General features: G+C 66.3%; 21 protein-coding genes and 2 tRNA genes. 13 read left to right on the forward strand and 10 right to left on the reverse strand.

The window, feature by feature from the left end; genetic code table 11:
• Positions 1-148: 148 nt before the first annotated feature.
• Positions 149-224: transfer RNA gene (locus R4823_RS12210), tRNA-Asn, on the reverse strand.
• A gap of 73 nt (positions 225-297) precedes the next feature.
• Here R4823_RS12210 and R4823_RS12215 point away from each other — a divergent pair.
• On the forward strand, positions 298-897 hold the full coding sequence (locus R4823_RS12215; RefSeq protein WP_087841064.1) for a YigZ family protein: 600 nt from the start codon (positions 298-300) through the stop codon (positions 895-897).
• Between the two features lie 13 nt (positions 898-910).
• Here the strand turns inward: R4823_RS12215 and R4823_RS12220 are convergent, their stop codons facing one another.
• The 5 genes from R4823_RS12220 to R4823_RS12240 form a co-directional block, all read right to left on the reverse strand.
• Positions 911-1729 carry an alpha/beta hydrolase gene (locus tag R4823_RS12220; RefSeq protein ID WP_087841065.1) on the reverse strand — a complete coding sequence of 273 codons (819 nt, stop codon included), beginning with the start codon at positions 1727-1729 and terminating at the stop codon, positions 911-913.
• A 137-nt stretch (positions 1730-1866) separates the two neighbouring features.
• Positions 1867-2355, reverse strand: a complete 489-nt coding sequence (locus R4823_RS12225) for a copper chaperone PCu(A)C (protein WP_338618791.1) — start codon at positions 2353-2355, stop codon at positions 1867-1869.
• 67 nt (positions 2356-2422) lie between these two features.
• Complete coding sequence (locus R4823_RS12230) at positions 2423-2782, reverse strand: DUF2946 domain-containing protein (protein ID WP_087841067.1); 360 nt, start codon at positions 2780-2782, stop codon at positions 2423-2425.
• Positions 2783-2823: 41 nt separating this feature from the next.
• Positions 2824-3792 (reverse strand): tripartite tricarboxylate transporter substrate binding protein, encoded by a 969-nt coding sequence (locus R4823_RS12235; protein ID WP_087841068.1) that lies wholly within the window; start codon positions 3790-3792, stop codon positions 2824-2826.
• A gap of 216 nt (positions 3793-4008) precedes the next feature.
• On the reverse strand, positions 4009-5499 hold the full coding sequence (locus R4823_RS12240; protein WP_338618793.1) for an FAD-dependent oxidoreductase: 1491 nt from the start codon (positions 5497-5499) through the stop codon (positions 4009-4011).
• 61 nt (positions 5500-5560) lie between these two features.
• Between R4823_RS12240 and R4823_RS12245 the strand changes: the two genes are divergently transcribed.
• On the forward strand, positions 5561-6043 hold the full coding sequence (locus R4823_RS12245) for a MarR family transcriptional regulator (RefSeq protein WP_338618794.1): 483 nt from the start codon (positions 5561-5563) through the stop codon (positions 6041-6043).
• A 274-nt stretch (positions 6044-6317) separates the two neighbouring features.
• On the opposite strand, the gene R4823_RS12250 is transcribed toward R4823_RS12245, so the two are convergent.
• Together R4823_RS12250 and R4823_RS12255 are read right to left on the reverse strand one after the other, a co-directional pair.
• A tRNA-Asn gene (locus R4823_RS12250) sits at positions 6318-6393 on the reverse strand.
• 197 nt (positions 6394-6590) lie between these two features.
• The gene (locus R4823_RS12255) at positions 6591-7793 is read right to left on the reverse strand and encodes an amino acid aminotransferase (RefSeq protein WP_087841071.1); all 1203 of its coding nucleotides are present in this window, start codon (positions 7791-7793) and stop codon (positions 6591-6593) included.
• Between the two features lie 149 nt (positions 7794-7942).
• Between R4823_RS12255 and uvrB the strand changes: the two genes are divergently transcribed.
• From uvrB to R4823_RS12310, 11 genes are all read left to right on the forward strand, one after another.
• Positions 7943-10090: an excinuclease ABC subunit UvrB gene (gene uvrB, locus R4823_RS12260; RefSeq protein WP_132980291.1), complete on the forward strand. Its 2148-nt coding sequence runs from the start codon at positions 7943-7945 to the stop codon at positions 10088-10090.
• 249 nt (positions 10091-10339) lie between these two features.
• Positions 10340-10831, forward strand: coding sequence for a low molecular weight protein-tyrosine-phosphatase (locus R4823_RS12265; protein ID WP_087779776.1), 492 nt, complete (start codon positions 10340-10342; stop codon positions 10829-10831).
• Between the two features lie 239 nt (positions 10832-11070).
• Positions 11071-11574 carry an Rrf2 family transcriptional regulator gene (locus R4823_RS12270; RefSeq protein WP_087841073.1) on the forward strand — a complete coding sequence of 168 codons (504 nt, stop codon included), beginning with the start codon at positions 11071-11073 and terminating at the stop codon, positions 11572-11574.
• A gap of 32 nt (positions 11575-11606) precedes the next feature.
• A complete protein-coding gene (locus R4823_RS12275) occupies positions 11607-12818 on the forward strand; it encodes an IscS subfamily cysteine desulfurase (protein ID WP_087841074.1) in 1212 nt (403 codons plus the stop codon).
• A 15-nt stretch (positions 12819-12833) separates the two neighbouring features.
• Positions 12834-13220 carry a Fe-S cluster assembly scaffold IscU gene (iscU, locus tag R4823_RS12280; RefSeq protein WP_087841075.1) on the forward strand — a complete coding sequence of 129 codons (387 nt, stop codon included), beginning with the start codon at positions 12834-12836 and terminating at the stop codon, positions 13218-13220.
• Positions 13221-13229: 9 nt separating this feature from the next.
• Entirely contained in the window at positions 13230-13553 is a 324-nt protein-coding gene (iscA, locus tag R4823_RS12285) for an iron-sulfur cluster assembly protein IscA (protein WP_087841076.1), read from the forward strand.
• Entirely contained in the window at positions 13553-14086 is a 534-nt protein-coding gene (gene hscB, locus R4823_RS12290) for a Fe-S protein assembly co-chaperone HscB (protein WP_087841077.1), read from the forward strand. Before iscA ends, hscB begins: the two co-directional genes overlap by 1 nt.
• Before the next feature lie 15 nt (positions 14087-14101).
• Positions 14102-15964 carry a Fe-S protein assembly chaperone HscA gene (gene hscA, locus R4823_RS12295; RefSeq protein ID WP_087841078.1) on the forward strand — a complete coding sequence of 621 codons (1863 nt, stop codon included), beginning with the start codon at positions 14102-14104 and terminating at the stop codon, positions 15962-15964.
• 45 nt (positions 15965-16009) lie between these two features.
• A complete protein-coding gene (fdx, locus tag R4823_RS12300; RefSeq protein ID WP_087841079.1) occupies positions 16010-16351 on the forward strand; it encodes an ISC system 2Fe-2S type ferredoxin in 342 nt (113 codons plus the stop codon).
• Positions 16352-16382: 31 nt separating this feature from the next.
• Positions 16383-16574, forward strand: coding sequence for a Fe-S cluster assembly protein IscX (iscX, locus tag R4823_RS12305; RefSeq protein ID WP_087841080.1), 192 nt, complete (start codon positions 16383-16385; stop codon positions 16572-16574).
• Positions 16575-16645: 71 nt separating this feature from the next.
• Positions 16646-18199, forward strand: a complete 1554-nt coding sequence (locus R4823_RS12310) for a TonB-dependent receptor (RefSeq protein WP_087841081.1) — start codon at positions 16646-16648, stop codon at positions 18197-18199.
• Here R4823_RS12310 and R4823_RS12315 read toward each other — a convergent pair.
• On the reverse strand, positions 18181-18645 hold the full coding sequence (locus tag R4823_RS12315) for a MarR family transcriptional regulator (protein WP_087841082.1): 465 nt from the start codon (positions 18643-18645) through the stop codon (positions 18181-18183). The two genes, R4823_RS12310 and R4823_RS12315, sit on opposite strands and share 19 nt — an antisense overlap.
• Positions 18645-19508, reverse strand: a complete 864-nt coding sequence (locus R4823_RS12320) for an amidohydrolase family protein (RefSeq protein ID WP_087841083.1) — start codon at positions 19506-19508, stop codon at positions 18645-18647. The genes R4823_RS12315 and R4823_RS12320 overlap by 1 nt, the downstream gene beginning before the upstream one ends.
• Between the last annotated feature and the right edge of the window lie 118 nt (positions 19509-19626).

Below are 19626 nucleotides of genomic sequence, written 5' to 3' on the forward strand. Positions count from 1 at the left end.
GCGTTGGCTGGCACGTGTTGTCTCTGACGTGTTGTCTCTGTTTATTGGTCCCTGTTTTTTTTATTGGTCCCCGCATTATCCCTGCCGAGCGACCGGACCGCACAAATAAAAACGGACGCCCGGGGGCGTCCGTTTTCATTTTTAATCTTGGCTCCCCGAACTGGGTTCGAACCAGTGACCTGCGGATTAACAGTCCGTCGCTCTACCGACTGAGCTATCGGGGAAAGGAGCCCGCAAATATAGCAGAAAAATGACGTTCGTCAAAGCAAGGCGCAAGGGGCGCGGTAAACTCGCCGCATGAGTTCCCTCTTCACGCTCGAGGCGCCTTGCAGCTACCGCGAGGAGGTTCGCAAGAGCCGGTTCGTCGCCCACGCGGCGCCCGTGGCCAGCGCCGACGAGGCGCTGGCTTTCTTCGCCCGGCATGCCGACCCCACGGCCACGCATAACTGCTGGGCCTATCGCATCGGCGCCGCGTACCGTTTCAACGACGACGGCGAGCCGGGCGGGACGGCCGGCCGCCCCATCCTGCAGGCCATAGACGGACAGTCCTGCGATCGCGTGGCGGTGCTGGTGGTGCGCTGGTTCGGCGGCACGCTGCTGGGCGCGGGCGGCCTGGCGCGCGCCTATGGCGGCTGCGCGGCCAACTGCCTGCGGCTGGGGCGCCGGGTGCCGCTGCTGGACCTGGCCGAGGCCGAGGTCGCCTGCACCTTCGCCGAGCTGCCGCTGTTCAAGGCGCGGCTGAAGGAGCACGGCGCCGAGGTCCTCGGCGAGCTTTTCGACGAACAGGGCGCGACGCTGGCATTGAGCGTGCCGCGGCCGCGCCTGGAGGCGCTGCGAACGATGCTGTCCGACCTGAGCCGGGGCCGCGCCGTCCTGGCCGTGCGGGACGAGGCGTGAGGCGGGGCCGTTCCTACAGCCCCGCCAGGCGGCACGCGCGCTGGGTCAGGATGCCTTCGGGCGAGGCCAGGTCGTTCAGGATGGTGAAGTGGTTGCGATCGGGCAGCCGCAGCAGTTCGCCGGGCAAGCCCGCCCGCGCGGCGGCGAAGGTCTCGGACTGGCGTTGCAGCTCGGGCAGTTCGGAGGCGCCGTAGGCCAGGACCAGCTCGCGCTGGCTGAGCGGGCGATGCAGGGGGCTGAGCCGCCGGACGTCGGGCGGACACAGGCGCAGCTTGTCGTTCAGGTAACTCAGGCGTATGGGCTCGAGATCGTAGACGCCGCTGATGGCCAGGCCGCCGCATACCCCTGGCTCGTCCAGGACCATGGCCGCCAGGTGGGCGCCGGCGGACCATCCGCTGACGATCATCCGTTCGGGATCGGTGCCCCATTGTGGGGCCTGCCGCGCCAGCCATCCCAAGGCAGCGCGTATTTCGCCGACGATGCCGTCCAGGGACTGCTCGGGCGCCAGGGTATAGCCCACCAGCGCGACGTGCAGCCCATGGGCCAGCGGCCCGGCGGTCAGGAAACTGAAGTTTTCCTTGGAGCGCGTCTGCCAGTAGCCGCCATGGATGAAGACCATGAGCGGTCCCGGACGGGCCGCGGGGAAATAGTCGATCCGGTTGCGGGGAGCCGGGCCGTAGCGCAGGTCCAGGTATTGGGGATGGGCGGCCCGCAGCTTGGCGCTGCGTTCGTCGAATTCCGCCATCAGCACCGCGCTGTTGAGCACGGCGGCGGAATTGTTGTAGGAAGCGTCCAGCGCTTCCCGGGTCATTCCGTTGTACAGCGCAGTCATGCGGCAGTTCCGGTCCGGGCAGGGGGCAGGGCTATCGAGGGCACGGTTTGCAACCAAAAGTGTCCGAAATAGAAGAATTCATCCTTTCTCGTTCGATTGCAAGACCCGTGCCGGCCTTCCCGGCACGGACCGCCGCGTCAGTGGCGATGGCCGCCCGCTTCGTGACCGCCCGAACCTGCCCCGGCGCCGGCGGGCTCGACCTTGAAGTCCACCTTGACCTCGCCCGCCTTCTCGAAGACCAGGGTGGCGGGGAAGCTGGTGCCTTCCTTGAGCGGCGCTTTCAGGCGCATGAACATGATGTGGTAGCCGCCGGGCCTGAGCTCGACGGTCTGGCCCGTGGGCAGGGCGATGCCGTCGACCTGGCGCATGCGCATGATGTCGCCGTCCATCTGCATGGTGTGCAGTTCGGCGGTGGCCGAGACGTCGGCGCGGACGGCGATCAGCTTGTCGTCGGCCCCTTTGTTGGTCAGCTCCAGGAAACCGCCTCCGGCGGGCTGGCCGGTGACGGTGGCCCGGCTCCAGGGGTGGTTGATCTGGATCGCGCCGGCCGTATAGTCGTGGGCGACGGCCTGGCCGGCGGCCAGCATGGAAAACAGCAGCGACAGGGTGAACGTACGAATCTGCATGAGGGTCTCGTCTTGGAAATATGGCCGGCAAAGCCTGCCGGCGTGGCGCGTCGAGGAGAGCATGGGCTCAGGCCGGCGGCGCGCGGGACGAGAAATGCAGGTGGGGCGGGATGGGCAGGGACGGCAGGGCCCGGGTGGGCCGGCAGGCCTGGCCGAGGTCGCGCGCGGGCGCGATCTGCGCCTGCACGGCGGGCGGGGGCAGGGCGGCATGGGCGCCGGCCAGGCATAGCGGGCATTGCAGGGCGGCCAGCGCATGCGGATCGCCGTCGCGCGGATCCTGGGGCGCGGGAACGCTGCCCTGCGCCGTGCACAGCACGGACAGCCATGGCGGCGGGCCCGCCGATGCGTGCGCGACGGGCATGGCCGTGTGCCAGAGCACGCACAGCAGTGCCAGCCAGACGAAGCGCGGGGAAGCATGAACGGCCATGGGCGGGATGATACCCCAGTCCCGCTCCGGGGCCTGCCGCGCTACTCGGGCTTGATGCCCGCCTTGCGCGCGACGTCGCCGAACAGTTTCACCTCGCGTTCGATGCGGGCTTTCATCTGGGGCGCGGTCTCTCGCATCGGTTCGAAGCCGGCGGCGCGCAGCCTGTCGGCGTACTCGGGGTTGGCGACGACCTTGCCGACCGCCTCGGCCAGCCGCGCGCGGACGGCCGGCTCGACCCCCATGGGCAGCATGATGCCGAACCAGATGCTCATGATCACTTCGGGATAGCGCTCGGCCGCGGCCGGCACCTCGGGCAGGGCGGGCAGGCGCCTGGGTTCCATCACCGTCAGCGGCAGCAGCCGGTTGCTGCGTATGTATTCGGCCGACGGCGCATAGGTGGCCGAGGCCAGGTTGATCTGCCCGCCGACGGCGTCGGCCACCACGGCGGCCGCACCTTTGTAGGGCACGTGCACCAGATCGATGCCCGCGGCCGACTTCAAGAGCTCCACGGCGAAGTGCTGCGGCGTGCCGTTGCCCGAACTGCCGTAGGTCAGCCTGCCCGGATTGGCCTTGGCGTACTTGACCAGCTCGTCCAGGGTCTTGACCGGTGCCTGGGGATGGGCAAGCAGCAGCAGGGGCGTACCGCCGATCAGGCCGATGGGATCGAGGTCGCGCGCGATGTCGAACGGCAGGTCCTTCTGCATGGACGGCGCGATCGTGCGCGCGCTGTCGGCGAACAGGATGGTGTAGCCGTCGGCGGGGCCCTTGGCCACCATGTTGGAGCCGATCACGCCGCCCGCGCCGGGACGGTTCTCGACCACCACCTGCTGGCCGAGTTCGGCCGACAGGTAGGGAGCGATGAGCCGCGCGACGATGTCGGTGCCGCCGCCGGGGCCGAAGGGCACGACGAAGCGGATGGGGCGGGAAGGGAACGTATCGGCCCTGACGGGCGCGGCGGCCGCGCAGGCCAGGCCCGCCAGCGCGGCCGACAGCAAGGCGCGTCTCTGCATGGTGTCTTCTCCGGTGGTGCGGGCGCGATGGATGCTCGCCGCCTCGTCATGGGAACGGCCAAGGTTCCGGCCTGCGGCGGAAACGGGCGCCGGACCGGCCGTGCTGCGGCAAATTACCGGACGGTCCGGTGTTGATCAAGATTGAATGTTGAATGAAGTTTCGGCCCGCTTGTCGTCAGGTTCCGGGCCGGCAAGAATGGCGGTGTTCCACTCCATTCAGCTCAAGCCGACTTCCTCGAGATAGCTTTCGAGCGTGCCGGTTTCGTCGGAACCAAAGATTGCGGCGACATAACCGTCGGGTCGAACCAGCACCCATTCGCCAGGTGCAAGGCCGTAGGCGTCGCGTAGATGGCCGCCATCGTCTGAAAACTCGTGCCCGGCCCCGACTTGATGGATGCGGAGATCGCCTCGAGGTGTTGCGATTTCGCGGGTCGCTTCATAGCCAATCAGGCTCCAGTGCGTACCGGCGAACAGATCGAACAGCCGCCGGGGATGACCGGCCGCGCCGCGCAGCGGCGCGTCCGGTGCTCGGTCGCCCGCGAGAAGGATTCCTGACCGGGATGACGGTTCGAGGGTAAGGGACGATTCCGGATAACCGATGTCGAGCTGATGGACTTCGCGTCCCCGGCGCATGGAACCGCGCTTCTGCGCCTCGAGCAGCCGGGTCGAGAGACCCAGCATTTCTTCCGCCACAGGCCGCCTCTCTTCCTCGTAGGTGTCGAGCAGCCTATCGGGCGCGCCGCCCAGCACCGCCGCCAGCTTCCAGCCGAGATTGTAAGCATCCTGGACGCTCGTATTGAGACCCTGCCCTCCAGTGGGCGGGTGGACGTGCGCGGCATCGCCGACCAGGAATATGCGGCCGACGCGGTAGCGATCCGCCAGACGGGCGCTCATCGTATAGGCCGAGGCCCAGGACACCGATCGAACATGGATATCGTCGCGTCCGGTCCGCTTCGCCACCATGGCGTTGAGAGCGTCGACGGAGAGGTCCGCTTCTCCTTCGCTTGGGATGGCTGCCTGGATCTGGAACAGATCGGTCCCGGCGAGCGGACAGATCGACATCAACCGCTGCTTATCGCCGACATGATATTGATGCCACGCGTCACGGCTCAGTCCCACGAGATCGACATCGGCCACCATTGCACGCGCGCCCAGTGTCTTGCCGGGAAAGTCGATGCCGAGGGCGTTGCGGATGGAACTGCGTCCACCGTCGGCCGCGATCAGATACGGAACATGAACCAGCTCTTCACCGACGGGACTGACTAGACGCGCCGTGACGCCATCCTCTTCCTGCTCGAAGCCGACCAGCTCGCTCCCGAACTCGACGCGGCCGCCAAGCTCGGTGAGGCGTTCGCGCAACAGTCGTTCGGTCAGGAACTGCGGGAGCATTAGAGGGATATGGTAGGGCTCAGCCGGCGTCGGCGGTTCGACCTCGAGGGCCGTATCCGTGTGGCTGCCATCATCACGATATTCGCGTAGCGGCGGGTAGACGCCGCCGGCCGCAACGAGCCGGTCAAGCACCCCGAGATCCTCGAATACTTCCTGTGATCGCGGCTGTATGCCCTTGCCGCGCGACCCGGCAAACGGACGGTCCAGTTTCTCGATCAGCCGGAATGGCACGCCTCTTCTCGCCAGGTCGATCGCGAGTGTCAGGCCGGCAGCGCCGGCGCCGCAAATCAGGACCGCAGGCGGGCTTTGCTCTTTCATTCGACCTCCAATGTGTATAATGCACATATTAGTAGAGGGCTGACGGATGTCAAGAAAAAAAGTGCAAAATGCACATATTAAGGCGGTGTTTCCCTCCCTGCATGCGTCACTGCTCGAAATCGTGACCGTGATGAATCGGCCGGAAAGGGACGAGGAGTTGCTGGAGTTGGCGGGCCTGACGCTCGAGCGTGCGCTCTTTCCTCTGCTCGTCTTCGTCGAGCGCAAGGGACCGATCGGAGTCGTCGATCTCGCCGGCAGGGTTGGTCGTGACTACTCGACGGTCAGTCGGCAGGTCGCGCGTTTGGAAGAACTCGGCCTCGTCGAACGTCGGGCGGGGTCGGCGGACAAGCGCGTGCGCGAGGCGATCATCACGCCGCGAGGAAAGGCCGCGACCGACGCTTTGGATGCTGCCCGTGAGACGATGGCGCTGGACCTGTTCCACGATTGGTCTCGCGAGGACCTTGACGAGCTGGTTCGCCTCATGAGGAAGCTCGCCGAAGGTATGGCCAAGGAACCGGCACGGTCGAACCTGTCCGCCAGTTGATCGTCGATGCAGGGCCGCTTGTTCTTGGCGTTCGAGAGGCCCGGTTTGCGTGGGCGAATTCGTCGGCGATCGTGAGGAAGCTTACGCCGGAGAGCGCGGTGGCAACGGCTGAAGCCGGGGCAATCGCCAGGGCCGGGCCCACCGGCGAAGGGGCATGAGGTTTGCGTAACCGACGCCTTGTGCTCGGTTATCCGGCTTCCTGGCGAGGATCGCTTCTGGAAGAAAGCCTGGGGTGGGAACTGCGGCGCACGGCGCTTGCAGTTTTGCTTTGAAATGGCTCCCCGAACTGGGTTCGAACCAGTGACCTGCGGATTAACAGTCCGTCGCTCTACCGACTGAGCTATCGGGGAATCGAGCCCAAAACTATAGCATGCCCCAACGCTAGAGCGCAACCAGGGCGTCCCGGATCCGGCTCTGCCGGTCCGCCAGTGCCGCCCCGCGGGGTCCGGCGCCGGGCCGCCCCAAGGCGGGCCCCGGCCCCCTCGGGGGGCTGCCGCGTAGCGGCTGGGGGCTCACCATGCCGGGCGCGCGTAAGCGCGTAGGGGAGTTACTTCAACACAGCGGCGATGCCGTCGGCGACGGCATCGATGTTGCGGCTGTTGAGCGCGGCCACGCAGATGCGGCCGGTCGAGACGGCATAGATGCCGTGCTCTTCGCGCAGGCGGTCCACTTGCGCGGCCGTCAGGCCCGAATACGAGAACATGCCGCGCTGCTGCAGCACGAAGCCGAAGTCCCGCGCAACGCCGCGTTCCTTGAGCTTGGCGACCAGGGCGGCGCGCATGGCGCGGATGCGTTCGCGCATCTCGCCCAACTCGGCTTCCCATTCGGCCCGCAGTTCGGGCGAGGTCAGTACCTGGGCGACCACCGTGCCGCCATGGGTGGGCGGGTTGGAGTAGTTGGTGCGGATCACGCGCTTGAGCTGGCTCAGCACGCGGCCGCTTTCTTCCTTGTCGGCGGCGACCAGGGACAGGGCGCCCACGCGCTCGCCATACAGCGAGAAGGACTTCGAGAAAGACGAGCTGATCAGGAAGGTCAGTTCGGCGTCGGCGAACTGGCGCACGGCCGTGGCATCGGCGTCGATGCCGTCGCCGAAGCCCTGGTAGGCGATATCCAGGAAGGGAATGAGCTGGCGCGCCTTGACCACCTCGACCACCTTGGTCCACTGGTCGGCGGTCAGGTCCACGCCCGTCGGGTTGTGGCAGCAGGCATGCAGCACGACCACCGTGCCGGCGGGGTAGCTTTCCAGCGCGGCGATCATGCCGGCGAAGTTCACGCCGTGGGTGGCTGCGTCGTAGTAGGGATAGTTGACGACCTCGAAGCCGGCGTACTCGAACAGCGCGCGATGGTTTTCCCAGCTCGGGTCGCTGATGGCGACCTTGGCCTGGGGAACCAGGCGCTTGAGGAAGTCGGCGCCGATCTTGAGCGCGCCCGTGCCGCCCAGGCTCTGGGCCGTCAGGACCCGGCCCGCGGCGATCAGCGGGGAGTCGGCGCCCAGCAGCAGCTCCTGCACCGCGCGGTTATAGCCCGCCAGCCCTTCGATGGGCAGGTAGCCGCGCGCGGCGGCCGCGTCGATGCGCGCCTGCTCGGCCTTGCGAACCGCCTTCAGAAGGGGAATCCGGCCTTCGTCGTTGTAGTACACGCCCACGCCGAGATTGACCTTGTTGCTGCGGGTGTCGGCGTTGAATTGTTCGGTAAGGCCCAGGATGGGGTCGCGAGGGGCCAGTTCTACGGCGGCGAAGAGCGAAGTCATGAAAAGCGTCCGTTAAGCGCGCGGGGTTGAAGGGAGAAGTGGTGCAGGGGATAATGGCAGGTTGGTTTTTACAATACGAAACGCATCGGGGTCCGGAACTCTGGGACCCTTTCGCTGCCGAAGTTTTCCTGATGAAACAAGAGTCTAGCATGCAGACTACGCCTTCCGATGGGTTGAACGACGCCGCCGCGGTGGTGGCGGCAGCCGCCGGCGAGCAAGGCTTCGAGCCCCGTTTCGTTACCTACGACGGCAGCCCTTTCCAGCTCTACCAGCCCTATCCGCCGGCCGGGGACCAGCCGACGGCCATCGCGCAACTGTGCGAAGGCATCGAGGACGGCCTGATGTACCAGACCCTGCTGGGCGTGACCGGCTCGGGCAAGACCTACACCATGGCCAACGTGATCGCCCGCATGGGGCGTCCGGCCATCGTGCTGGCGCCTAACAAGACGCTGGCCGCCCAGCTCTACGCCGAGATGCGGGAATTCTTCCCGCGCAACGCGGTCGAGTATTTCGTCTCGTACTACGACTACTACCAGCCCGAAGCCTACGTGCCGACCCGCGATCTCTTCATCGAGAAGGATTCGTCCATCAACGAGCACATCGAGCAGATGCGCCTGTCGGCCACCAAGAGCCTGCTCGAGCGCCGCGATACCATCATCGTGGCCAGCGTTTCGTGCATCTACGGTATCGGCAATCCCGACGACTATCACGACATGGTGATGCTGCTGCGCACCGGCGACCGCATGGGGCAGCGCGACATCATCGCGCGGCTGGTGGCCATGCAGTACACGCGCAACGATACGGAGTTCATGCGCGGCACGTTCCGGGTCCGGGGCGAGCTGATCGACGTCTTCCCGGCCGAACACGCCGAGCTGGCCCTGCGCATCACGCTGTTCGACGACGAGGTCGAGACGCTGGAGCTGTTCGATCCGCTGACCGGCAAGGTGAGGCAGAAGATCCTGCGCTTCGCGGTCTACCCGGGCTCGCATTACGTGACGCCCCGCGCCACCGTGCTGCGCGCGATCGAGACCATCAAGGAAGAGCTGCGCGAGCGTACCCGCTACTTCGTCGACAACGGCCAGCTGGTCGAGGCCCAGCGCCTGGAACAGCGCACCCGTTTCGACCTCGAGATGCTGCAGGAGCTGGGATTCTGCAAGGGCATCGAGAACTACTCGCGCCACCTGTCGGGCGCCAAGCCGGGCGATCCGCCGCCGACGCTGGTGGACTACCTGCCGCACGACGCCCTGATGATCATCGACGAGAGCCACGTCACGGTGGGGCAGGTCGGCGCCATGTACAAGGGCGACCGCTCGCGCAAGGAAACCCTGGTGAACTACGGCTTTCGCCTGCCGTCCGCGATGGACAACCGGCCGCTGAAGTTCGAGGAATTCGAGTCCAAGATGCGCCAGACCATCTTCGTCTCGGCCACTCCGGCGGACTACGAAAAGAAGCATGCCGACGCCGTGGTCGAGCAGGTGGTGCGGCCGACCGGCCTGGTCGATCCCGTGGTCGAGATCCGGCCCGCGCTGAACCAGGTGGACGACGTGCTGGGCGAGATCAACGAGCGGGTGGCCCGCAACGACCGGGTGCTGATCACCACGCTGACCAAGCGCATGGCCGAGGACCTGACGGACTTCCTGACCGACCACGGCGTGAAGGTGCGCTACCTGCACTCGGACATCGATACGGTCGAGCGCGTGGAAATCCTGCGCGACCTGCGCCTGGGCACCTTCGACGTGCTGGTCGGCATCAACCTGCTGCGCGAAGGGCTGGACATCCCCGAGGTGTCGCTGGTGGCCATCCTGGACGCCGACAAGGAAGGCTTCCTGCGGTCCGAGCGCAGCCTGATCCAGACCATAGGGCGGGCGGCGCGCAACCTGAACGGCAAGGCCATCCTGTATGCCGACCACATGACCGACTCGATGCGGCGGGCGCTGGACGAGACCACCCGCCGCCGCGAGAAACAGTTGCGCTTCAACGAGGAACGCGGCATCGTCCCGCAAGGGGTCAAGAAGGAAGTGCGGGACCTGATCGACGGCGTCTATGCGCCGTTGGATGGCATGGACGGCGGCGAGTCGCTCGAGGCGGCCCGCTTCGAGGCCATGGGCGAGAAGCAGATCGCCAAGGAGATCAAGAAGCTGGAGAAGGCGATGCTCGAGTACGCGCGCAACCTGGAGTTCGAGAAAGCCGCGCAGGCCCGCGACCAGTTGCTGGCGCTCAAGCAGAAGGTATTCGGCGCGGGCGGGCAGCAGGCCGACGAGGACGCCCTGAACGCCGCCGGGCCGGCGCGCGCGTGAAGCACCCGTTGGCGGGTGCGGCGGACTTGTGCATCGCGAGATAGTTGTGCACCGTTTTGGTGCTCGAACGGGGCGAGACAAGGATTCGTCCGTGGAACCGCTATTGTGCGCGGTGTTTGCCCATGGTGCCCAATCGCTAATGCGTGAAAGGTAACGCCCTGATTCTAAAGAGGTTTTTAAAGCACCACATTTTCATGTGCTTATAAAAAAAGCTTGAACTATCCGGGGTTTTCCCGCACACTTCTGGACATGATGACCAAGGTACTGTTTGTGTGCATGGGCAACATCTGTCGCTCGCCGAGCGCAGAGGGCGTGTTTCGCCGCTTGGTGAAGGACGCCGGTCTTTCCGACGTTGTCCGTATAGAATCGGCCGGGACGCACGCCTTCCATATTGGCGAGCCGCCCGATGCCCGTATGCAGGCTGCCGCCCGCAAGCGTGGCTATGACATCAGCGAAATCCGCGCGCGCCAGATCCGTGTGGACGATTTCCGCGAATTCGACATGATCCTGGCAATGGACTGGGACAACCTGTCCTTGCTGCAACAGCAGGCGCCCAAGCAATATCAGCACAAGCTGATGCTGCTGATGCGCTTCGCCAACGAATACGAGGAAGCCACCGTCCCGGATCCGTACTACGGCGGGCCGGAAGGCTTCGCCAAGGTGCTCGACTATATCGAGGACGCCTGCCAGGGGTTGCTGGAAGTCGTGCGCAAGCGCGCCACCCAGTACCAGGCGGCCTGAATCCCGATCGCCGTTTCGTTCTGTCCCTCATTGCAGGCCCGGATCGCGTCCGGGCCTTGTTTTGCCGGCGACGGCCCCGTCGCCAGGCGCCGCGGCTGGCCCCCCGACCGAATTTTTGCGCCGCAGCATCACCCCCTGGTAATTTCCCGAATTAATCCCTAGAAAAACATTCGGGAATTGGCTATACTTGAGCAAATCGTTAAGGATTTGCTCCCGCCGGTTCACCTCAGGGGTTTCGAATGCGACTCACCACCAAAGGACGCTTCGCCGTCACTGCCATGATCGATCTGGCGCTGCGCCAGCACAGCGGCCCGGTCACCCTGTCCGCCATCAGCCAGCGCCAGAACATTTCGCTGTCCTATCTGGAGCAGTTGTTCGGCAAGCTGCGCCGGCATGAACTGGTCGACAGCATGCGCGGTCCGGGCGGTGGCTATTCGCTGGCCAAGCTGGCCCGCCACGTTACCGTGGCCGACATCATCTTCGCCGTCGACGAACCGCTGGACGCCACCGACTGCGGCGGCAAGCAGGATTGTTCCCGCGGCAACGACGGCAAGGCCGGCAAGTGCATGACGCATGAACTGTGGTCCACGCTCAACCGCAAGATGGTCGAGTACCTGGACTCGGTGTCCCTGCAGGACCTGGTCGACCAGCAGCGCATGCGCGAGTTGCAGGAAGCCAACGCCGCCAAGTCGGTGCTGATGGATCGCCGCTCGGGCGCTCCCGAATCCACCGCGACGGCCTGAGGGCCGTCGCAGCAACACAAGGGTTGGATGTCATGATCAAAACGCCGGTTTATCTCGATTATTCGGCGACCACGCCGGTGGATCCGCGGGTGGTCGACGCCATGGTCCCGTGGTTGTACGAAAAATTCGGCAACCCGGCCTCGCGCAGTCATGCCTACGGCTGGGATGCCGAACGGGCCGTCGAAATCGCCCGCGAGCAGGTTGCCGCCCTGGTGAACGCCGATCCGCGCGAAATCGTGTGGACCTCGGGCGCCACGGAGTCCGACAACCTGGCGATCAAGGGCGCGGCGCATTTCTACGCCGAGCGCGGCAAGCACATCATCACGGTGAAGACCGAGCACAAGGCGGTGCTGGACACCTGCCGCGAACTGGAGCGGGAAGGCTTCGAGGTCACCTACCTGGACGTGCAGGAAAACGGCCTGCTCGACCTGGAGGCCTTCAAGGCGGCGATCCGCCCGGACACGATCCTGGCCTCGGTCATGTACGTCAACAACGAGATCGGCGTCATCCAGGACATCGAGAAGCTGGGCGAGATCTGCCGCGAGAAGGGCGTGATCTTCCACGTCGACGCCGCCCAGGCCACCGGCAAGGTCGTCATCGACCTGGCCACGCTGAAAGTCGACCTGATGTCCTTCTGCGCGCACAAGATGTGCGGGCCCAAGGGCATAGGCGCGCTGTACGTGCGGCGCAAGCCGCGCGTGCGCATCGAGGCGCAGATGCACGGCGGCGGCCACGAGCGCGGCATGCGCTCGGGCACGCTGGCCACGCACCAGATCGTCGGCATGGGCGAGGCCTTCCGCATCGCCAAGGAAGAGATGGCCACGGAAAACGAGCGCGTGCGCATGCTGCGCGACCGGCTGTGGGCAGGCCTCTCGACCATCGAAGAGGTCTACCTCAATGGCGACATGGAGCAGCGCATCCCGCACAACCTGAACGTCAGCTTCAACTACGTCGAGGGCGAGTCCCTGATCATGGCGGTGAAGGAACTGGCGGTCTCGAGCGGCTCGGCCTGCACCTCGGCCAGCCTGGAACCCTCGTACGTGCTGCGCGCCCTGGGCCGCAGCGACGAGCTGGCGCACAGTTCCATCCGCTTCACCCTCGGCCGCTTCACGACGGAAGAGGAAATCGACTTCACCGTCCAGCTGATCCGCGGCAAGGTCGACAAGCTGCGCGAAATGTCCCCGCTGTGGGAAATGGTCAAGGACGGCATCGACATCAACACGGTGCAGTGGGCTGCACACTGAACCAGGAGAAAAAACATGGCCTATAGCGAAAAAGTCATCGATCACTACGAGAACCCCCGCAACGTCGGCTCCTTCGAGAAGGGCGACGACTCCGTGGGAACGGGCATGGTGGGCGCGCCGGCCTGTGGCGACGTGATGAAGCTGCAGATCAAGGTCAACGAGCAGGGCGTCATCGAGGACGCGCGCTTCAAGACCTATGGCTGCGGTTCGGCCATCGCCTCCAGCTCCCTGGTGACCGAATGGGTCAAGGGCAAGACGCTGGACCAGGCGCTCGATATCCGCAACACGCAGATCGCCCAGGAACTGGCGCTGCCCCCGGTCAAGATCCACTGCTCGATCCTGGCCGAGGACGCCATCAAGGCGGCCGTGAACGACTATCGTGCCAAGCACGGAAACAGCTAAGAGGAAGCCATGTCGGTAACGTTGACCGAACGCGCCGCGCGCCACGTCAGCCGCTACCTCCAGAAACGGGGGAAGGGCATAGGGCTGAGGCTGGGCGTGCGCACCACCGGATGCTCGGGCCTGGCGTACAAGCTCGAATACGTGGACGAGGCCCAGGCCGACGACCAGGTGTTCGAGAGCCAGGGCGTGAAGGTGTACGTCGATCCCAAGAGCCTGCCGTACCTGGCCGGCACCGAACTCGACTATGCGCGCGAGGGGCTCAACGAGGGCTTCAAGTTCAACAACCCGAACGAAAAGGCATCCTGCGGCTGCGGTGAGTCTTTCACCGTCTGATGCAACACGATCCCGATCACTTCGAGCTGTTGGGCCTCGCGCCCGGTTTCGCCATCGACCGCGATGCGCTGGACCGGGCCTGGCGCGAGGTCCAGGCGCGGGTCCACCCGGACCGGCACGCGGCCGGCTCGGCCCAGGAGCGGCGCGTGGCCATGCAGTGGGCCTCGCGCGCGAACGAGGCCTATCGGGTGCTGCGCGCGCCCTTGTCCCGGGCGCGCTACCTGTGCGAGCGCGCGGGCGTCGACCTGCAGGTCGAGACCAACACGGCCATGACCCCGGCCTTCCTGATGCAGCAGATGGAGTGGCGGGAGGCGCTGGACGAGGCCCGGTCGGCCCGCGACCCGGCCGCGCTGGAAGCCCTGGCGGGAGAGCTGGCCGCCGCGCGCAAGCGCATGACGGCCGAGGTTGGCCGGCTGCTGGACGAACAGCATGACTATGCCACTGCCGCCGCCCGCGTGCGGGAGTGGATGTTCATTGAAAAATTCTCCGAAGAGATCGACCTCGCCGTCGATGCTCTGGCGGAACAAGACTGAGAACAACAGGAACGCATGGCGCTTTTGCAGATAGCCGAACCCGGCATGTCCGACGCCCCCCACCAGCGCCGTCTGGCGGTGGGCATCGATCTGGGCACGACCAACTCGCTGGTGGCGTCGGTACGCAGCGGCGCCGCCGAGGTCCTGCGCGATGAAGAGGGCCATGCGCTGCTGCCCTCGGCGGTGCGCTACCTGCCGGGCGGCGACGTCCAGATCGGGCGCAAGGCGCTGGCGGCCCAGGCGCAGGATCCCCACAATACGCTGGTGTCGGTCAAGCGCTTCATGGGGCGCGGGCTGGCGGACGCCCAGCGGCTGCACGTGCCGTACGAGTTCGTCGATGCCCCCGGCATGGTGCGCATCCGTACCGTGCAGGGCGACAAGAGTCCGGTCGAGGTGTCGGCGCAGATCCTGGCCAAGCTGCGTCAGCAGGCCGAGGATGCCCTGGGCGACGATCTCGTGGGCGCGGTGATCACCGTGCCCGCGTATTTCGACGACGCCCAGCGGCAGGCGACCAAGGACGCCGCCCGGCTGGCCGGATTGAACGTGCTGCGGCTGCTGAACGAACCGACGGCGGCGGCGATCGCCTACGGCCTGGACAACGCGGCCGAAGGCATCTACGCGGTCTACGACCTGGGCGGCGGCACGTTCGACATCTCCATCCTGCGCCTGTCCAAGGGCGTGTTCGAAGTCATCGCCACGGGCGGCGACACGGCGCTGGGCGGCGACGATTTCGACGCCGCCATCGTGGCGTGGGCCGTGAACGACCGCAAGCTGTCCGGGCTGGGGCCGGAAGACCAGCGCGCCTTGCTGGTCGCGGCGCGCCAGGCGCGCGAGGCGCTGACCGACGCGGAGCAGGCCGAACTGGCCGCCACGCTGTCGGGCGGCCGTACGCTGGCGCTGGCGTTGACGCGCGAGCATTTCGAGATCCTGGCGCGTCCGCTGGTGGCCCGCACGCTGTCGAGCGCCAGGCGGGCGCTGCGCGACGCCGGCCTGGCCGCTGACGAGGTCAAGGGCGTGGTCATGGTGGGCGGCGCGACCCGCATGCCCATCGTGCGCCGCATGGTGGCCGATCTGTTCGGCACCGACCCGCTGATCAATCTCGATCCGGACCAGGTCGTGGCGCTGGGCGCCGCCATGCAGGCCAATCTGCTGGCGGGCAACCGCACGGCCGACGACGAGTGGCTGCTGCTGGACGTGATCCCGCTGTCGCTGGGCCTGGAAACCATGGGCGGGCTGGTCGAGCGCGTGATCGCGCGCAACAGCACGATCCCGGTGGCGCGCGCCCAGGACTTCACGACATTCAAGGACGGCCAGACGGCCATGGCCATCCACGTGGTCCAGGGCGAACGCGAGCTGGTGTCCGATTGCCGCTCGCTCGCCCGTTTCGAGCTGCGGGGCATTCCTCCCATGGTGGCCGGCGCCGCCCGCATCCGCGTGACCTTCCAGGTCGACGCCGACGGGCTGCTGAGCGTGACGGCGCGCGAGCAGAGCTCGGGCGTGGAAGCCTCGATCTCGGTCAAGCCCTCGTACGGGCTGTCGGATGACGAAGTGGCGGCCATGCTGGCGGACGGCATGAACAGCGCCGACGTGGACATGAAGCTGCGCGCGCTGCGCGAGCAGCAGGTCGAGGCCCGGCGCCTGGTCGAGTCGGTCGAGGCGGCGCTGCAGGCCGACGCCGATCTGCTGGATCCGGATGAACAGGCCGCGATCCGGGCCCAGCTGGCGCGCACCGCCAGCGCCGCGGCCAGCGACGACAGCGAGACGGTACGGGCCCAGGTCGAGGCGCTGGCGCAGGCCACCGAGGACTTCGCCGCCCGCCGGATGGACCGCAGCATACGCCGCGCGCTGTCGGGGCGCCGCGTGGACGAAATCGTGTAAGGAAGCGCCCGGCGCTTCCGTTCGCATCATTATCAGGTTGCCATCATGCCCAAACTCACCGTGCTTCCGCACGCCGAACTCTGCCCGGAAGGCGCGGTCATCGAGGACGCGCCCTCGGGCACATCCATCTGCCGCGTGCTGCTCGACCATCACATCGAGATCGAGCACGCCTGCGAACTGTCGTGCGCCTGCACCACCTGCCACGTGATCGTGCGCGAGGGTTTTTCCTCGCTCGAATCCGCCACGGACAACGAGGAAGATCTGCTGGACAAGGCCTGGGGCCTGACTTCCACCTCGCGCCTGTCCTGCCAGGCCGTGATCGAGGATGCCGACCTGACGATCGAGATTCCCAAGTACACCATCAACCACGCCGCCGAAAATCATTGACGGATGCCGGCGCAAGGCCAGGAGAACCCCGATGAAGTGGACGGACATCTACGAAATCGCCGCGGCGCTGGCCGACGCCCATCCCGACGTGGACCCGGAGCAGGTGCGTTTCACCGACTTGCACAACTGGGTGCTGGAACTTCCTGGCTTCGATGACGATCCGAAACGTTCCGGAGAGAAAATCCTCGAAGCCATACAGATGGCGTGGATAGCCGAGGCCTAGGGCCGGCGGTGCCGGCGTGCGCCGCGAGAGCCGGCCGAGTCCGGGCCACGGCGATACGGACGAGCATGCGAGTGACGTTTCTGCATTTCCTGACGCGGGCCGTGCCCATCCTGGCGTCGACGGCGGCGCTGCTGGCGCTGGGCGCGTGCGCGCCCGCGGTTTCCCTGCAAGAACCCGCCGCGGCCTCGATGGTGCCCGCGGGTCCGGCCGTGCCGCCGGAGCCGGCCGCGCCCGAGCCCGAGCTGCCCTATACGCCGGTGCCCATCGTCTATGCCGTGACGGACGAGGGCACGGTCAGGGTACCGACCGCGCCGGCCTGGAACCCCGGGGCGGACATGTCGGTGGACACCCGTACCGGTACCCAGGCCTACGACCAGGCGAACCGGAAGCAGTCCAGCTACGAGTTCGAGCAGAAGCTGGACGACACCTGGGTGGTCAAGCAGAACGTCCGCTATGGCCGGCCCGATAACCAGCCCGCCGTGGATTGGATCAACGGATCGCCGGCGCCGCAGGATGCGCTGGGGCCGGGGCTGGGCACCTTCAACGTCGGCTCGCAGGCGCAGGCCCGGTTCACGACGCTGGGATTCCAGCACACGTTCAAGTTCGGCTTCGATTACGTCAAGTCGCGCGACATCTACGAAAGCCGGATCGCGCCGTCGCCGTCGCTGGACATCTTCGATGCGGCCTACGGCACGGCCATCGGCCAGCCGCGCATTGCCGCGCGCTCGTTCGCGGAAGAAAGCAAGCTGGGATTCTTCGTGCAGGACCAGGTGCAGTACCGGCGGTGGGTCCTGTCCATGGTCGGGCGGCGCGACCAGAATACCCACCGCACCATCGACCTGAACGCCGCCGGGAACGACGGCACCGGCCTGCGCGAGGACGACGTCTACAGCGGCCGGCTGGGGCTGCGCTACCAGTTCGACATCGGCCTGGCGCCGTACGTGAACTATTCGCAAAGCTACGCGCCCCAGGCCGGCACCGCCGCGTCCGCCACCAGCCAGCAGTACGAGACCGGCGTGCGCTACCAGCCGCCGGCGCTCGGGCAGTTGATGACCATCACGGCGTTCAACCAGATCCAGAACAATGCCCAGACCTCCGAGGCGCAGGAAGGCTGCGCCGTGGCAGGGTGCAGCGCCTGGGCCGAACTGCGCATACGCGGCGCCACGGTCGAGAGCCGGATGCAGCCGCTGCAGGGCCTGAACCTCGTGGCCACCTACGCGGTCACCAGCTCGACCGTGATCGGCGCGAGCGAGGACGCCTACGCGGCCATGCTCGGCAATCGCTATGCGGACGTGTCCGAGCAGCGTGTTTCCGTGGGGGCCAGATACGCCGTCACGCGCGGCAGTTTCGCCGGCCTGAGCCTGGACGGCAGGGTGGGGCGCGCGGGCGCGGTCTACAGCAACGTGGCCCAGCCGGGCCTGGCCGTGGCCTATACCCTGGTGGATGCGGGCATCAACTACGACTTTGCCCACCTGAGCCCGGACCTGAAGGGCCTGAAGCTGCGCGCCAGCGCGAACAACATGTTCGATACCAGCTACGCGTCGTACTGCTACACCGATTCGTGCACCGCCGGCGGCCGCCGCTCGGTGTCGGCCATCCTGAACTATCAGGTTCCCTGGCCTTGAAGCGCGCCCTGCGCTTCGTTCACTTTCTTCAATAGCCGCAACAGTTCCCGGCGCTCGGCGGGCGTCAGCATGGCCGTGGCCTCCTGGTCCAGGTCCAGCGCGGTCGCGGCGGCCTTGCGGTAGAGGCGGGTGCCGGCCGGCGTCAGCAGCAGGATCTGCATGCGCTGGTCCGAGGGCTGGCGCTCGCGGCGGACCAGGCCGCGTTCGAGCAGCCGCGCCAGCACGGCCGCCATGTTGGGCGGCGAGACATTAATGGCGTCGGCCAGGCGCTTCTGGCTGATGCCTGGATTGGCGTCCAGCAGCGACAGCACGGCGAACTCCGCCTGCCGCAGGTCGTGGTCCGCCATGCGCTGGGCAAACAGGGGGCGGATGCCGGACGAGGCCAGCCGTGCGCTGTGGCCCACTAGGCCGAGCAGGAAGGTCTGGTCCAGGGGCTCCTGCGCCATCAGGCGAAACCCAGCAACTTGGCCGCGTTGTCCTTCAGGATGAGCGGATGGACCTCGGGGCGAAAGCCCGCGGTCTCGAAATCCTGCATCCAGCGTTCGGGCGTGATCAGCGGGAAGTCCGAGCCGAACAGCATCTTGTGCTTGAGCTGGGTGTTGGCGTAGTGCACCAGTTCCTTGGGGAAGTACTTGGGCGACCAGCCCGACAGGTCGATGTAGACATTGGGCTTGTGCAGGCAGACCGACAGCGCCTCGTCCTGCCAGGGCCATGAAGGATGGGCGATGATGATCTTCATGTCGGGGAAATCCGCCGCCACGTCGTCCAGGTGGATGGGGTTGGAGTACTTCAGCCTGAGCCCGCCGCCGCCCGGCATGCCGGTGCCTATGCCCGAATGCCCGCTGTGGAAGATGGCGGGCAGGCCGGCCTCGGCGATGACTTCGTACAGGGGGTAGGCCAGTTCGTCGTTCGGGTAGAAGCCCTGGACGGTGGGGTGGAACTTGAAGCCCGCGACCTTGTAGTCCTGGATCAGCCGGCGTGCCTCGCGCACGCCCATCTTGCCCTTGTGCGGATCGATGCTGGCGAAGGCCAGCATCATGTCGCTGTTTTCGAGCGCCGCTTCCGCGATTTCTTCATTGGGGATGCGCCGCCGGCCCAGGTTGGCTTCGGCATCGACGGTGAACATGACCAGGCCGATGCGTTTTTCGCGATAGCGCGCGATGGTCTCGGGTATGGTGGGCCGGTGCGTGAACTTGAAGTATTTCTCGGCGGCCTCGTCGAATTCCTTGCCGAAGGCATCGGGCGCGCAGCGGCAGGACACTTCGGCGTGGACATGGATGTCGATGGCGATGAGGTCGTCGATGTTCATGAGATAGTTATGAAACATAATAGATATTTTTCATAACTATACGGAGGCTGGCGGCGGGTGTCAGGAGGGGAAACCCTAGAACAAGACCGCGATGGGGACTTGCGCTATTCTTGCCGGA

The organism is Pigmentiphaga sp. CHJ604 (assembly GCF_036972535.1).
Classification (GTDB): domain Bacteria; phylum Pseudomonadota; class Gammaproteobacteria; order Burkholderiales; family Burkholderiaceae_B; genus Pigmentiphaga; species Pigmentiphaga daeguensis.